Annotated in this window: 14 protein-coding genes; 6 read left to right on the forward strand and 8 right to left on the reverse strand. The window is 59.6% G+C overall.

What is annotated here, in order from left to right:
• Window positions 1-13 precede the first annotated feature (13 nt).
• The 5 genes from AAF555_03635 to AAF555_03655 all read left to right on the forward strand — a co-directional run bounded on the left by AAF555_03635 (window position 14) and on the right by AAF555_03655 (window position 8387).
• Complete coding sequence (locus tag AAF555_03635) at window positions 14-889, forward strand: prephenate dehydrogenase/arogenate dehydrogenase family protein (protein MEM6910652.1); 876 nt, start codon at window positions 14-16, stop codon at window positions 887-889.
• Window positions 886-2187, forward strand: coding sequence for a 3-phosphoshikimate 1-carboxyvinyltransferase (gene aroA, locus AAF555_03640; protein MEM6910653.1), 1302 nt, complete (start codon window positions 886-888; stop codon window positions 2185-2187). The genes AAF555_03635 and aroA overlap by 4 nt, the downstream gene beginning before the upstream one ends.
• Window positions 2187-2834 carry a (d)CMP kinase gene (cmk, locus tag AAF555_03645; GenBank protein MEM6910654.1) on the forward strand — a complete coding sequence of 216 codons (648 nt, stop codon included), beginning with the start codon at window positions 2187-2189 and terminating at the stop codon, window positions 2832-2834. Before aroA ends, cmk begins: the two co-directional genes overlap by 1 nt.
• 1 nt (window position 2835) lies before the next feature.
• Window positions 2836-3495, forward strand: coding sequence for a lysophospholipid acyltransferase family protein (locus tag AAF555_03650; protein MEM6910655.1), 660 nt, complete (start codon window positions 2836-2838; stop codon window positions 3493-3495).
• Between the two features lie 629 nt (window positions 3496-4124).
• A complete protein-coding gene (locus AAF555_03655) occupies window positions 4125-8387 on the forward strand; it encodes a hypothetical protein (protein ID MEM6910656.1) in 4263 nt (1420 codons plus the stop codon).
• Here the strand turns inward: AAF555_03655 and panB are convergent.
• The 8 genes from panB to trpA all read right to left on the reverse strand — a co-directional run bounded on the left by panB (window position 8377) and on the right by trpA (window position 13669).
• Window positions 8377-9144, reverse strand: coding sequence for a 3-methyl-2-oxobutanoate hydroxymethyltransferase (gene panB, locus AAF555_03660; GenBank protein ID MEM6910657.1), 768 nt, complete (start codon window positions 9142-9144; stop codon window positions 8377-8379). The two genes, AAF555_03655 and panB, sit on opposite strands and share 11 nt — an antisense overlap.
• Window positions 9145-9654 carry a 2-amino-4-hydroxy-6-hydroxymethyldihydropteridine diphosphokinase gene (gene folK / locus AAF555_03665; protein ID MEM6910658.1) on the reverse strand — a complete coding sequence of 170 codons (510 nt, stop codon included), beginning with the start codon at window positions 9652-9654 and terminating at the stop codon, window positions 9145-9147.
• A 24-nt stretch (window positions 9655-9678) separates the two neighbouring features.
• Window positions 9679-10005: a type II toxin-antitoxin system PemK/MazF family toxin gene (locus AAF555_03670; GenBank protein MEM6910659.1), complete on the reverse strand. Its 327-nt coding sequence runs from the start codon at window positions 10003-10005 to the stop codon at window positions 9679-9681.
• Entirely contained in the window at window positions 9995-10240 is a 246-nt protein-coding gene (locus AAF555_03675; protein ID MEM6910660.1) for an AbrB/MazE/SpoVT family DNA-binding domain-containing protein, read from the reverse strand. The genes AAF555_03670 and AAF555_03675 overlap by 11 nt, the downstream gene beginning before the upstream one ends.
• A 95-nt stretch (window positions 10241-10335) precedes the next feature.
• On the reverse strand, window positions 10336-11091 hold the full coding sequence (dapB, locus tag AAF555_03680) for a 4-hydroxy-tetrahydrodipicolinate reductase (protein MEM6910661.1): 756 nt from the start codon (window positions 11089-11091) through the stop codon (window positions 10336-10338).
• A 2-nt stretch (window positions 11092-11093) separates the two neighbouring features.
• On the reverse strand, window positions 11094-11987 hold the full coding sequence (dapA, locus tag AAF555_03685; GenBank protein ID MEM6910662.1) for a 4-hydroxy-tetrahydrodipicolinate synthase: 894 nt from the start codon (window positions 11985-11987) through the stop codon (window positions 11094-11096).
• Entirely contained in the window at window positions 11984-12802 is an 819-nt protein-coding gene (gene dapF / locus AAF555_03690; GenBank protein MEM6910663.1) for a diaminopimelate epimerase, read from the reverse strand. Before dapF ends, dapA begins: the two co-directional genes overlap by 4 nt.
• A 60-nt stretch (window positions 12803-12862) precedes the next feature.
• Window positions 12863-13669 (reverse strand): tryptophan synthase subunit alpha, encoded by an 807-nt coding sequence (gene trpA / locus AAF555_03695; protein ID MEM6910664.1) that lies wholly within the window; start codon window positions 13667-13669, stop codon window positions 12863-12865.
• A gap of 84 nt (window positions 13670-13753) precedes the next feature.
• On the opposite strand from trpA, the gene AAF555_03700 reads away from it, so the two are divergent.
• The gene (locus AAF555_03700) at window positions 13754-15457 is read left to right on the forward strand and encodes a glycoside hydrolase family 32 protein (protein MEM6910665.1); all 1704 of its coding nucleotides are present in this window, start codon (window positions 13754-13756) and stop codon (window positions 15455-15457) included.
• Window positions 15458-15508 lie beyond the last annotated feature (51 nt).

Here is a 15508-nt window from a genome sequence, read left to right on the forward strand (position 1 = left end):
GCCACCCGCCTCTATGCAGTCCTTTGGTCCTATCGCCATTCTCGGTCCCGGTTTTATGGGCGGGTCCTTGGCGCTGGACCTCAAACGGAGCCAGCAAGTGGGCGAAGTGCGCCTCTGGGCCCGCCGCGAAAACACGCTCGAAGCGGCCCAGGCGCTCCAGGTGGCGGATGTGGTTTCAGGCGATTTTCAAAAGGTGGTGGAGGGCGCGACCCTCGTGGTTTTGGCCACCCCCTTGGGTGCTCTTTCTGACTTAGCCCATCGCCTTCTCCAGGCCACTCAGCCGCAGCCCCCTGAGGTCGTGACCGATATCTGCAGTGTGAAAGAGCCGGTCCAAAGAGTCCTGGGCCCCCTTTTCGTGAAGAGCCCGGTCTCTTTTATCGGGAGCCACCCCATGTGTGGGTCGGAGAAACAGGGAATGGCAGCTTCGATTTCGGGGCTTTACCAAGGTGCAACCTGTGTCCTCACCCCAAGCGAAGGGGAGCGGGCTGAGGCGCTAGGCCTTTTGACTTCGTTTTGGGAAACGGTCGGTTGCCAGGTCCTGAAAAGCGAGGCGGCAGAGCACGACGAAGCCGCCGCCCGCATCAGCCATCTGCCCCACATCGTGGCCTCCGCTCTGGTGGAATCGAGCCTGGCAGAAGCCCCGGAGTTGGCGAGGATTTTGGCGGCAAGTGGCTTCCGCGATACCACCCGGGTAGCCATGGGGCCTGCCGGCATGTGGGCTGAGATTCTCACAGAAAATCGGGCGGCCACGGTCGAGGCCTTGGATGGGTTGGTGCAACGCTTGGGAGAGGCGAGAGAGTGGATTGCTGGCGATCGCCGCGCTGAGTTGGAGAGCTTTCTGGAAGCGGCTCGCGGACGTCGCGCCGCCCTTTTTTCCCAGCCCTCATGAGCGTCTCTCTCCACGTCTCCCGCCTGGCCAAGCTCACCGGGACCCTGCAGGTGCCGGGGGACAAAAGCATGTCGCATCGCGCGGTCATGTTGGCGGCCTTGGCCCAAGGGGAATCCTTCATCGAGGGCTTTCTCCCGAGCGAGGATTGCCTGGCCACCCTAGAGGCCTTTCGTGCTTGCGGGGTCGGCGCGGAACGAGTCTCGGAGACGCAGCTGCGGATCGTGGGGAGCGGTGGACAGTTGGCTCCTCCTGAGAGGGAAATCGACTGCGGAAATTCCGGCACCACCATGCGCTTGCTGTCCGGCATCCTGGCGGGGCAGCCTTTTCGAAGTCGCTTGATCGGGGACGCCTCCCTCAGCCGACGACCCATGGGGCGCATCCTGCGGCCTCTTCAGGAAATGGGTGCGTCCATCACTGCGGAAGGAGAAGGAGGGTGTGCCCCCCTGGTCCTGGAGGGCGGGAAGCTCCGCCCCATCCGTTATCTCCTCCCCATGGCTAGCGCCCAAGTGAAAAGCGCGGTCCTGCTGGCGGGGATGCAAATTGACGGACGCACCACCGTGGTGGAGCCGGTGGCCACGCGAGATCACACCGAGCGCATGCTGGCGGACTTTGGCGTCCCTGTAGCGAGGGAAGGAGATGAGATTTCCATCGACGGCCCCGTGACCCTCTCTGGGACGCATTTTCAAGTGCCTGGGGATATCTCAAGTGCTGCCTTTTGGCTGGTGGCAGCGGGGGCCTTGCCTGGCTCGCAGCTCCAGCTGGAAAAGGTGGGGCTCAATCCCACGCGCCATGGCATCCTGGCGGTATTGGAAAGAATGGGGTTGGAGGTTTCGGTGAAACGCCTTCCCAGTGCCGAGGGGGGCGAGCCTCTTGGAGATTTGCAGCTAGTCGGCCAAGGTCTTCGAGGCACGCGGGTGGCCGGAGCGGAGATCCCCAACGTCATCGATGAATTGCCAGTCCTGGCCGTGGCCGGCGCTTTGGCGAGCGGGGTGACCGAGATTCGGGATGCGGGAGAGCTGCGAGTCAAGGAGTCCGACCGCATCCACTGCGTGGTCGAAAACCTGCGAAAATTGGGCGCCCAAGTGGAAGAGTTTGAGGATGGTCTGCGCATCGAGGGAGGGCGGCCTCTCCGGGGAGCGGTCCTCGAGAGTTTTGGCGACCACCGCATTGCCATGGCTTTTGCCATCGCGGGCCTGTTCGCAGAAGGAGAGACCACCATCCAAGGGGCCGCTTGCATCGAGACCTCCTACCCGGGCTTTGCCCACCACTTGGAACGGGCAAAACACCAGACCTCCTGATGCCCACTCACCATGCCATCGCCATCGACGGGCCGGCCGCTTCCGGAAAAAGCACGGTGGCCCAAGCTTTGGCTGAGCGACTCGGCATCCTCTTCGTGAACTCGGGAGCCATGTATCGGGCCGTCACTTGGTGGTTTGTGAAACAAGGCTATTCCATGGAGGACGAGGAGGCCATTCGCAGCCGCTTTCCGGAGCTTGAAATGACCTGCGACCAACAAGACGGGCGTTCTCTGGTGGCCATCGATGGCCAGGTGCTCGGGAGCGAGCTTCGAAGTGAAGCCGTCCACGCCCATGTTTCGAAAGTGGCGCGGGTTCCCGAAGTGCGGGCCAAACTGGTGGCAAAGCAGCGGGAGTATTTGGCTCTCAATCACCTCGTGATGGAAGGCCGGGACATCGGAACGGTGGTCTTCCCAGAGACGCCCTTCAAATTCTTCGTAACGGCCTCCGAAGCCATCCGTCAACAACGCCGCCAAGACCAAGGCCAGAGCGATGCCATCGGCAAGCGAGACCAAATGGACTCCAGCCGAAAAGCCTCTCCCCTGAAAGCGGCCGAGGACGCGCTCGTCATCGATACCTCCGCCTTGAGTCAGCAAGAAGTGGTGGAGGCCTTGCTGGAAGGGCTGGCAACACGGGGTTGGAAGGATTGAGATGGTTCTCTGGTTTTGCACCCAACTCAGCTCGTTCCTGGCCTTCGTTCTTTTCCGAAGGAAAGTCCTCCACCGGGAGCGAATTCCGAAAACGGGCGCCTTCATCGTGGCTTCCAATCATGGGAGTTACCTCGATCCGCCTCTGGTGGGTTCCTGTTTTTCGGGAGACATGCACTACTTCGCCAGGAAGACCCTTTGGAAAAAGGGCTTCATGGCTTGGCTTTTGGATCACTTGAACTGCATCCCAGTGGATCAGGATCGCCCGGACATGGCCAGTATGAAGCGAGTCATCAAAATCCTACAAGAAGGGGGGCGGGTTCTGCTCTTCCCGGAAGGGTCTCGGACCGAGGACGGCGATTTGCTCCCGGGGCAGCCTGGGCTGGGTTTGATGATGGCCAAGGCCCAGGTGCCGGTTTTACCGGTCCGAATTTTCGGGGCCTATGAATCGCTGCCTCGATGGAGCGACCGCTTGCAGCTGCGCAAGGTGACGGTGGTGATCGGGGAACCGCTGCTTTTTGATCGGGGCGAATTGTCCGAAGCGAAGGGAAAAGCAGCTTACCAGCAGTTGAGTGACCAAGTGATGAAGGCCATCGGCGCGTTGACCTTGGCAGGGCACTCGAAGCGCTTGCCCCAGCCCAGAACGGTCGATTCTCGAGCTTGATGAGATTTACTCTCATCTAGCGACTCCTGATTTTGAATAGAGGATAAAGGATTCTATTGCAATTATGCTCTATAAAATAAGGCTATTTTATTAGCAGGTAAATGAAGAGGCCGCTGACATCCTCTTATTTTTGCAATGCAAGTCGGCGCGTTGCGACAAAAAGGAGAATATCTTTCAAAAAAGAAGAAAATCGTTTGACCCTTTTGGCGTGGCCCCGTTATGACTGAATCGCTCGCCATGAGCACCACCCTTGTCCTTGGTGGCTGACAACCCTCTGATCTGAAAGCCTAAGTCGTTGGCCCTGTTCACTTTGTAAGTGAAACAGGATCAGCGGTCATAGAGAAGTCTTGTTTTTGTAAGCCGTGTGAACCCCTGGGTTCCGGAAACTCCGTCGATGGTTCGTGGCCACTTGTTGTCACCTTATACCTCTCTCTCCTATAGGGTTTAAGACGAGGTATGGATTGGGCAATAGGGTGTCTAGCGTCACTTCTGACTGAGGTGAGATGAGAATTTCTCGGTAGGCAAAGGTCTCCCTACCCCCTATACCTATGAAGCGAAACGGTTCCCCCTACTGTTTTTTCCACCTGTGTTTCTTTTGTTTTTTCGCCCAGCAGCTGATTGGCCAGGTCATGCCAGAGCCTCCCGCCATCGATTTGGCAGTCCATGCCGTCGATCGAACGGCCATCACGACCGATAGTGACCGCCAGTTGGAATTCATTCGTCCGGTGATTCCTCATTTGCGCACGACGGCGGATGGTCGAGTCGCCAGTCTGGTCAAGACGGATGGCGGTCGCTTGAATCTCTTTCTCTTTCGTCCCGAGACCTTGTCCCAGCACTGGAGCAACGGGCAAATCGGCACCCACGATTTTTTGGAGTCCGGCGAAGTGGGGAATCCCAATTCGAGCTTCGCGTCCGGCGAGTTCATCAGCGAGTTCGCTGGGCAGGGGGCGGTGGGTGTCCGGCAGTTCACCCTCCTTGATCCGACGCCGGAGTTTGGCTCCGCAGGGACCAGAAATCCCCAGGCCGATGCCAATGGCAATGATGTCTATTCCCTTTGGATCTTTGCCTGTATCGACCTGAATAACAATCAGGCCAACGAATATGGCATGTTCCAGATGACGCCCATCAAGGTCACGGTCTCTGATCCCAAAACGAGCAATGCCTGGATCAGCAGCGTGGCGGTCGATGTGGATGTGGCGGCGGGTCGAGTGAAGCAGGCCACCACGGTGCCGCTCTCGGCACACGATTTTCTCGAACCGATGTTCACCATTGACGGCAAACTTTTGGTGCTGCGGGGAATCGAACGCTTCTTCACTTGGTATGATCACGAGAACCTCCTCGGTGGAGGAGTGGGAGCCGCTTACACCTCGGCCCAGAATGTTTACTACGCCTACTCTTCCAACGGAACGATTGAGGGGGCGGATGGTCCGGGGAACTTCGCAAGCGGGAATGCGGACGGGTTCGAGAACTTGCTGCCTATCAGTTACGCCCACTACGATAGCCGGATCAATGGGCAGGGTGGACAGGATTCTTATGGCTTCGCGCTCTACCCCATGCGGGACCAAATGGGGAATCCGGTGGAACCGGGGAGCAGTTTCATGACCCCAGGACAGGACCTTCAGGCCAACTACCCCTGGGTCGATCATCTGGGCAACAATCTCTTCTTCACGGCGATTGGGGAACCGCTCAATCGGCAAGGGGGTTCCCAATACCTGAATCTGCCCTGGGATGCGGGTGTCACGACGGTTCCGGATGACGAACGGAGCAATACCCGGGGGCAAATGGTAATGGGACTTTGGACTCAGGGGAAGATGGTCCAGATGGACAATCTTCTCAACAATACGGACTGGGGAATGGGATCTCCCGTGGACGAACATGTCAACGTCCAGCTCTACACCGGGGGTGGGGCCGATGATTGGGTTCGCGTGGGAGCGGGACGAGACAATGGTGCCAATATTCGACAACCTCTTGGCTCGGACCCCAACACCACCATCTTTGACTCCGTCGAAAACAAACCGTTCTACAGCCCTGGATACAAGCCGATGACCCCGGCGGATGTGGTCTGGACGGTCAGCAATGGGAAAAGCTCGGATGAATTCGCGTTCGACGATTACCTGAATCTCGATGGCTTCATCATCGGTCACGGGACCGGCGCTCTCAGCTTCAATACCAACCTGGCCAATCGAGGCACTCAGATGCTTCACCACAATGGCTTCCAGCACCGCGCCGTGGCCCCTTTCACCGCTGCCAACGTCAAGTTTGCCAACGACGCCACGGCTCTCCCAGCCCGCTGGACCATTCCGACTCATGGAGCGCCTGCTGGCAATGGAAACGTCCGGGTGGAGCCAGTCGCCCGCGGAGGCATCAAAGGGAAGGGAATTTGGCTCGAAGAGGACTCGGGAGTGGCCTATGACATCCCCATCCAACCGGATGCCAATCAGATTTCGAACGCCAATTGGTTTGTGGGGATCTTTCTCGATTGTCGCTTTGGCAATGACAATACAGAGAGGACGCTGCTGGGATTTCCTGATGGGAGCGAGGTCTCCCTCATTGGGAGAGACGAGATCCGGTATCGGGATCAACAGGGTGCGGAGGTGGTCACGATTGATCTTTCCAATCATTTGTTGCCGGAGGAAGGCTGGGCCCATTTGGCGTTCCAGATTTTTCACCAAGGCCAAATCATCGATCTCCTGCACAACGGGTTTCTTCTCCACCGTTTTGGGGATGAGGGGGGAGAACTCTCGCCCAATCTCTTTCAGCTAACCGATGGCACGAATGGGGATGGCAATGGCACCCTCACAGTGGGTTACAGCGGCTCCGGTAGCAATTTCCGGGGCTGGATCGATGAATTCAAGGTCTTCGGCCACACCTTCGACCCCGAGGTGTGCGCCAATATGGCTCATGGGACGATCGTGGGCATTCGCAATGGCTACCAGACGAGTTCGCAAGTCGATGCTCTGGTGGCCCAAGCAGGTACCTACCCGGCCTTGGCCAAGAACGAACTCGATGCGCTTTTGGGCCACAATGGCCAAGAGACTTTCGATCATTACGCGGTCTGGCACGACTACTCCGATTCTTGGCTCGGTAATCTGGCGGATCGACCCGGCGAGGTCGGCTTCGTGCAAGGCTTGAGAGAAAATATCAATTTTCCTGAGGGGCCGCTCTTTCATGATGCCTACCGCGCCGAGACGGTGAACAATATTTTCTGCCTCTCTTGTCATGGGCCAAGCGATGATCCAAACCCCGGACTCAACAGCAAGGCTGGGCTGACCATCGATGCCCTGACCCTGGACAAGCCGACTCATGCGGTGGACGATTTCCGACGACAGCCCTCGCAACCTCCCCGGCGGGTTTTCGGTAACATTCCGGCCAACTGGTTGGGCTCAGGAATTGCCGAGGGCGATTACAACACGGGAGATGGCCTTTTGCTGGATACCGTCCTGCAGGAGGGGATCGCCGAGGTCACTCGGCAAGCGGTCACCTTCTCTTTGGTGGATGTGACCACGCAGCTTCCGGTGATGTTCTTGGAGGACAATGTGAGCGTCGATTACAACCAATTGGTGAGCGCGGGCCTGGTGGCGAGCGGGGGACAGTTGACCATCCGTGCCAATCTGGACGCCGCCCAGGGAGAGGTCGATATGCTGATCAGCAGTTCCAATGGAGGCACCAATATCGGGCCCATCACCATGAGTGAGGCCCCCTATTCCCTCTTCGGTTACCAGGTCATCGCGAAACAACCCCAGGTTCTCGGAGGGGATCTTTACAATGGCACCCATACCCTGACCGCAACCCCCTACGCCGAGGGCTCCGGGGCAGAGGGCACCTCCAAAACCATTTCCAATGTGCAATTCACGAATTTCCCAGCTGGAGGGAGCGGAGGCGGCTTCGTGACCGAGTTTCTGGCCAACCTCCAAGGAGATCCCGACCTGGGTTGGTCCTATTACCGCAGCTCCAATGAAAACAATGTGGGAAATGAAAGTGCTTACAATCAGCTGAATCATCAAAATATCGGCTTGGCCAATGAACGCCATGTGGTGGGAACGAGCGCGAGAGGCTTCCATGTGGTCCAAGGAAAAGTCACGCCGCACAACAGCCAGGCGATTATGGCCCGCTACACGGTGCAGACGGCGGACGACTACCTCCTGACCGGGTTGACCTTTGATTCGGGAGACAGCGGGGACCGGGTGCTGCTAGCGGTCTATGTCGACGGGACGCTTGTCACGGATTCGGTCACCTACGTGGAGACCATCACCTTCCCCGATATTGACCTCGGGACCTTGAACGCCGGACAGGATGTCTATGTCGTGCTTTTCACCGACGATGCGAATCCCACGGAGGGCAGTGATCGCTTCGATCTTAATTATTCCATTGCCAGCAATTCTCAGGGAAGCGCCGAAGCCTTTGCGGATGGCCTAGCCGCGGCCGGGGGCACCGCGTGGAGCTACTTGCGATCGAGCATCGGCAACATCGGAAACGCTTCCGCCTACAACAACACCTTTCATCTCGATATCGGCGGTCCCAATGAGCGCTTCAATGTCAGCTCCTCGAATCAACGAGGCTTCCGCGTGCCTGACCAACTGGTAGGCCTGGCCAACAATCAAACCTTGATCGCGGCCTACACGGTGCAAAGCGCAGGCAATCATTCGTTCGATCATTTTACCATGAGCACCACGACCGGAAACACTTCGACCGTTTTTGAAGTGCACCTGTATGTCAATGACATCCAAGTGGGCGCGACCCACATTTCCAGTGGAGGGGCGCTCACCATCCCGAACACCGCCTTGGGCAATCTGGATCCGAGCAACAACGATGTGGTCTATGTGGTCTTCAAATCCAATGGAGGGGCCTCGACCTCGGACCGTTATGATCTCGATTTTGATATTACCTGGTGAGACTCTCCCGAAACTCCTTCACGGCGCGAGTCACCTCCTGGGCGAGTTGCGCCCTCGGGGTGGCGAAAGGGGGCACAAACCAGGGAGAAGCGCCCAAGAGATCATGAAGCACCAGGATTTGCCCGGCGGTGTCGGGTCCCGCTCCAATGCCTAAGAGGGGAGTGGTCAGCGTCGCCGCCAGCTCGCTTCCGAAGCGCTTGAGAACGCTTTCTACCACAATCAGCCCGACGCCGGCCCGCTGGAGCGCTTGGGCGTCTGCCAGGATGCGAGCCCGGCCCTCCGGAGTGCGGCCTTTTTTGCGATAGCGACCCTCTTCCTGAATTTTTTGAGGCAGCATGCCGATGTGCCCCACGAGCGGGATCCCATGGCTCGTGAGGTGTTCCACGATTTCGATTTTTTCGAGCCCCCCCTCCAGTTTGACCGCGTCCGCGCCGGCTTCCAGCAACTGGCGGGCACTCCCGAGCGCCTGCTCGGGCGTCTCGTAGCTGCGATAGGGGAGATCGCTCACCAGGACCGCTTTCTGGCGGCCGCGGGCGACTGCCTTGGTGTGGTGGATCATTTCCGGCAAGGTCACGCTGGTGGTGTCGGGGTAGCCCAGCACGACCATCCCGAGGGAATCACCCACCAGGAGGAGATCGATCCCGGCCTCGTCCAGCAGTCTGGCCATCGGGTAATCGTAGGCCGTGAGGGCGGCCAAGCGCTGGCCTGCAGCCACCTTGTCCCAAAGGGCTTGGAAGAGAGGGTGGGGCGCGTTCATTTACCAATCGGAAGCCACCAGTCTAAGAGCAGGCTCGTGGCTCTGCAACGCGGCGAGATGATCGGCCATGGAATGGGTCTGCCCGGGTAGGACCCCATCGGGCAGCAGGTCGCACAAGGGTTGAAGCACAAAGCGGCGTTGGGTCAGGCGCGGATGAGGCAGGAGGAGTTCGGGATGGTGCGAGATCTCGTCTCCCAGGAAGAGGATGTCGATGTCGATCGGGCGGGGGGCGTTGAGGGCGCGGAGGTCGGGTCGACCGAGGGAGCGTTCGATGCGCTGGCCTGCCTGGAGGAGTTCGAGGGCGGTGGCGCGGGTCTCAAAGGTGATGACGGTGTTGTAGAAGTCGGCGCTGTCTTCGGGGCAGTCTACGGGGTCGGTCTGGTAGACGGGAGCGGATTGGATCGGGCCGACTGCCAAGGGAGAGAGCTGTTTGCGGGCCTGCTGAAGGTGGGCGAGTCGATCGCCGAGGTTGGAGCCCAGGGCGAGGGCGGTGGGAGTGGCGGGTTTCAAGTGTTCAGTTTCAAGGAGAGGAAGTCACTCGGCATACATCTCTGCGATGGTATCCCGCAGTTGCTTGGCGGTTGCTGGATGGGCTTTGTCCAGCTTCTTGAGAATGCGTTTGGTGGAAAGGCAGCGGATCTGATCGACTGCAATTTCCGCATCCTGGCCCGCGCAAGGTAGTTGGATTCGATTTCTCCACTTTGGGTGGAGTGTGGTGGTGAGAGGGCAGATCACGATGGTGGAGAGCCGCCGATTCATGGCGTCAGCGCTCACGACGATGGCTGGCCGGGTTTTCCTGATCTCCGAGCCGATGGTGGGGTCGAGATTGACTAAGTAGATTCCGTAGCGCTCAATCCTCATCCAGCGCAGTGATGTCCAACTCCGTCCAGTCTGACCAATCCTCGTTGGAAGCAGCCATCTCCTTGTAGGTCTCCTCCCAACTGAGTTTTCCAGGCCTGGCGGAACGGATGAAGATGCCCCCTTCACGTTCTTCCAAGGTCACTTCGCTGTCCAGACCGGCTCGGGAAAGCATGGGTTTGGGAATGCGAACTCCTCGGCTGTTGCCGATTTGGATGATTTTGCTGCGCTGGACCATGGGGGATTGTAATCACTGTGATTACAATGGTCAAGGAACGAGGAGAGAGGAACGAGTGCTGGAATAGACGATTGGGAAACGTGGATTGCCTGGTGTTAGTGAAGCCCCAAGACGTCCTGCATGTCGTAGAGGCCAGGGTCTTGGCCGATGAGCCATTTGGCGGCGCGGAGGGAGCCATTGGCGAAGGTTTGGCGGCTGGCGGCTTTGTGGGTGAGCTCGACGCGTTCGCCGTCGCCAGCGTAGATGACGGTGTGGTCGCCTACGACGTCGCCGCCGCGGACGGCGTGCATGCCAATTTCCTTTTGGCTGCGGGGGCCGATGTCGCCGTGGCGGCCGTGTTGGACGTCGTTTTCGTAGCTGACGCCGCTGACTTCCGCGAGGATTTCGCCGAGTCGGCGAGCGGTGCCGCTGGGGGAGTCGACTTTGTGTTTGTGGTGCATCTCGACGACTTCGAGGTCGAAGTCATCGCCGAGGATCTCGGTGGCTTTGCGGGTCAGCCAGAAGAGGGTATTGACGCCCACGCTGAAGTTGGGGGCGAAGGCGATGGGGATGCGCTGGGCGGCTTGGTGGATGGCGGCGCGCTCTTCGCCGGTGTGACCGGTGGTGCCGAGGACGAGGAGGCAGTGGGCGGCAACCGCTTGTTCGAGGACTTGGGCGGTGAAGCTGTGGTGGGTGAAGTCGATGACGGCTGGCGGGCCCTTCGAGGAGGCTGAGAGGGCTGAGAAGGCTTCGGCCAGCGATTGCCCTTCGTGGTGGGTGGCGACCACTTCCACTGCCGGATCGCCTTCGGCGCAGGCGCGGATGGCCTGGCCCATGCGGCCAGAAGCGCCGGTCACGAGGAGAGGCAACATGGTCAGGCGAGGAGTTGAAGGGATTGCATGACCGTCTCGAGTTGGCTGCGCTGCTGGGCTGCCATGGGCACCAAGGGCAGGCGGAATTCGGCCGGGGAGACCTGTGCCAGCTCCAAGGCCGTTTTGATGGGCACGGGGTTGGTATCGAGTGTCAGGAGCGCGTTGAAAAGCGGGTAGAATGTTTCATGGAGCGCTTGGGCCTCGCCAGACCGACCCTCCACCGCGGCGTGGGCCAGGGCGGTCACTTCGGCGGGAACGAGGTTGGAGGCTACACTCACGACCCCACGGGCTCCGGCGCTCACAAAGGGGAGGGTGAGGGAGTCATCGCCTGAGAGGATGACGAAGTCGTCCGGCAGGACCTGGCGGAGCTGGCTGACGCGCTCGACGCTGCCTCCGGCTTCCTTGATCCCGACGATGTTGGGGCAAGCTTTTGCCAGTCGCTCGGTGGTTTCGACTCCAATCGGGATGCCACACCGTCCTGGGATGCTGTAGAGAATGAGCTCCATGGAGGTGCTTTCGGCGATCGCTCGGAAGTGCTGGAAGAGACCTTCTTGGGAAGGTTTGTTGTAATAGGGGGTGACTTGGAGGGAGGTCTTGGCGCCGACTTTCTCGGCTGCTTGGGTCAGCGCGATGGCTTCCGCGGTCGAGTTGGCCCCGGTGCCGGCCATGACGACGCCTCGGTTGGCGGTCTGCTCGATCGCGATTTCAATGACGCGGATGTGTTCATCGGTTTCCAGAGTGGGGCTTTCTCCGGTGGTGCCGACGGGGACCACGCCGTCGATTCCCAGCTCGAACTGACGGTCGATCAGCTCACGGAATTGGGCCTCGTCCACTTTCCCTTGAGAGAAGGGGGTCACGAGGGCGGTGAAGGCGCCGGTGTAGGAGGGGGAGTTCATGAAACGAGAGAAAGGTGTCCTTCAAAGACAAAGCGGGCCGGGCCGGTCAGGGTGAGATCGCGGAAGCCTTCCTCGCTTTTGCGGAAGCCCACCTCCAAGGTGTCGCCACCGGCCACTTGCACTGAGATGGGGGAGGCTTGTCCGGTCAGTTCGTGATGAATGAGCGCATTGGCCACCATGCCGGTGCCGCAGGCCAGGGTTTCGTCTTCGACCCCGCGCTCATAGGTCCGGATGGCGAGAGAGCCTGGGGCCAGCACTTCCATGAGGTTGGCGTTGGTGCCCTCTGGTTGGAAGCGCTTGTGATAGCGGAGGGCCCGTCCGATGCCGAGCACATCCGCTTCCTGGACCGCGGGAACGACCACGCAGGCATGCGGGACGCCGGTGTTGATGCTGTGGACTTCCAAGGGGCTTCCATCCACTTCCAGAGTCTCAGAAAGATGGAGATCGAAAGGATCCGTCAGGCCGATGCGCACGAGGCCGCCTTCCACGAAATCGGCCGTGATGACCCCGGCGGGCGTTTCAAAGCGGACGGTTTGGCCCTCACCCCCGGTCAGGGTGTCCACAAATCGCCCAAAACAGCGGGCCCCATTGCCACACATTTCGGCTTCTCCGCCATCGGCGTTGTGGTAGCGCATTTTGTAGTCGGCCCCGTTTTCCGCCGGCTCGACTGCGAGGAACCCATCGGCCCCGATGCCAAAGCGGCGGTGGCAGAGGGTCGCTATCTGCTCTTGGCTGAGAGACAGGGACAAATCACGATTGTCGACCACGACAAAGTCGTTGCCCGCGCCGTCCATTTTCCAGAATTTCAGCTCCATGATTCTGAGAGAGTTTGCCGATTTCAGGCATTCCCGCTTTTGCCTCGAAGGGCCGCGAGGCTAGCGTCCCTTCACGGCATCGACAAGAGGTTTTACGAAGTCGATCAGCCGCTGTGAGAGCTCGGGGCTCCGGCCGAATTCCTCGATGACCTTGACGATGGCGCTCCCCACCACCACGCCATCGGCGACTCGCGCCACCGTCCGGGCCTGTTCAGGGCTGGAAATGCCAAAGCCCACCACCACCGGCACCGGAGAAGCCGCGCAGACCGAGGCCACCCGTTCTTCCACGCCTTCCGCCAGGCTAGTCTGCGCCCCGGTCACCCCTTCGCGGGACACGTAGTAAACGAAGCCTTTAGCCTGGGAAGCGATGGCGGCCACCCGCTCGTCCGGGGTGGTGGGGGCGATGAGGCGGATTTCCTGGAGAAGCTGCGCGCTCGCGAACTCTTGATTGAGCGATTCCTCGTCGGGCGGGAGATCGAGGAAGAGCACGCCGTCTGCGCCGGCCTCGTGGGCCCTTTGGTGGAAGATTTCAAAACCTTGGTGGTAGACCGGGTTGAGGTAAGTGAAGAGGACGATGGCCAGGTCGGGGTGTTTGGCCCGGACCGCTGCCACGAGGTCGTAGATTCCCAGCAAGCTCATGCCGCCATCGAGTGCTCGCTGGGCCGCCATTTGGTTGACGACGCCGTCGGCCAGCGGGTCCGAAAAGGGCACGCCGATCTCGAGAATGTCCGTGCCGGCCTCCACCAAGGCATCGATCGCGCTCACGGAGGTGGCGTGATCGGGATCTCCTCCGCAGAGGTAAGCCACGAAGGCTTTTTGGCCTCGTTTTTTGAGTTGGTCGAAGGTGCTGTCAATCCGGGTGGGCATGGTTATTTCTATTCTTCGAATAGGAGTTTGCTAGTTTTCAGTTTTCAGGTTTTGGGGTTTTTTGGGGGTGGTCTTCTTTTGAGGATGCCCGCTTTTTTCTTTGCGATGCGATTTTGGATTCTTTTTCTGGCCTTGTCTGCTTGGCTGCCGGTGGCTGCGGAGCCTCGGGGCCATGTGAAATTGGAGAAGACGCTCCACGTCGAAGCCTCCCACCTCCTTCTTCCCGTGGCCAATAAGGGGAAGCGCCATCTTCTGGGGATCTACCAGGGGGATCGGCTCGTTCAGAATTTCACGGTGGCGCTGCCGCAGGATGAGATGGCTTTTTGGTGGGCGGCTTATCCTTTGGAGCCCTTTGGTCTGGAGGGGAAAACGATTCGGATCGCGCCCGTGGACGGGAAGGCTCTCCGGGACTCTTTCTCAGGGGCTTTCGAGCGGATGACGGTCGGGACCCAAGAGGATGCGTGGAAGGAGACCGACTACTCCCAACCCTACCGCGATCAGCTTCACGTCAGCACCCGGCGCGGGTGGAACAATGATCCCAATGGCATGGTCTACCACCAGGGGAAATACCACCTCTTCTACCAGCACAATCCCTTTGGCATCCAGTGGGGGAATATGCATTGGGGCCATTTCGAGAGCACCGATCTCATTCACTGGGAGGAGAAACCGATCGCCCTCTTTCAAAACACCACGTCGGACATGATGTTCTCAGGGGGTGGGTTTGTGGACTTCAATAACTCAGCGGGACTTGGTCAGGACACCCTTTTTGTGGTCTTCACGAGCACCGGTCGAGGCGAGTGTCTCGCTTACAGCCAGGACGGAGGCCTCACTTTCACGGAAATCGAGGAAAACCCAATCATCGTTCACGAGGGACGGGACTCGAAGATTCTTTGGTATGAACCGGAGCAGAAGTGGGTGTTGGCGGTCTTCAACCTGGAGCCCTGCCCCGAAACCGAGGCCCTCCCAGCCCGCGAAGAGACCGACCCCGAACGCCTCCACAACCACATCGCCTTCTGGGAATCGAAGGACCTGCGCAGCTGGACCCGCACCGGGGCCTTCACCCATCCTGACCGGGACGCCCTCCATGAGTGTCCGGAACTGTTTGAGCTTCCCGTGGAGGGGAAGTCGGGGGAGTCCCGCTGGATTCTCTACGGCGCGCAGAATCGCTACTTCATTGGGGACTTCGACGGCAGGACCTTTCAGGCCGATTCCGGCCCGCATGGAGACCCTCGAGAGACGCAGAAAGTCGGCCCTCCCGGAGGACGCGGCACCATGTATGCCGCCCAGACTTTCAGCCATAGCCCGGACGGACGCCGCATCCAAATGGGCTGGCTCCGAACGGCCACTTACTTGAGGGCCTACCCGGACCAACTGACCAGCCAGTCCATGTCCTTGCCGCATGAATTCCTTTTGCGGGAAACGGGCCTGGGATTGCGCCTGATTTATCGGCCAGTCGTCGAATTGGAGGGGCTGCGTGGGAGCCTGTTGACCGAAGAGGTCGGCGGCCTGAGCGCGGCCGAGGGGAAGTTGGCGGAGATCTTGGTGGAGTTCGACGCGCCTGGCAGCCACCAGCTCACGATCAATGGGATCGACGCTTCCTTCGAGGGGCGCACGGCGCATATTTTTTCGGATCGAAACACCAATGAACTCTACATCGATGGCGGGCTGGAATACCGGACCTACCGACGGGACCCCGGGCGAATCGGCTCGACCGAGACCCGGAAACTCAGTGATGGAACCATCCAGTCACTCCAGATCTTTGAGCTTCGGTCAATTTGGGGAGAGTGAGCGGAGCCTGACCGCACTCTGACTGGGGTGGCAGGGGCTATTCCTGGAATC

The sequence above is a fragment of the Verrucomicrobiota bacterium genome (assembly GCA_039027815.1).
GTDB lineage: Bacteria > Verrucomicrobiota > Verrucomicrobiia > Verrucomicrobiales > JBCCJK01 > JBCCJK01.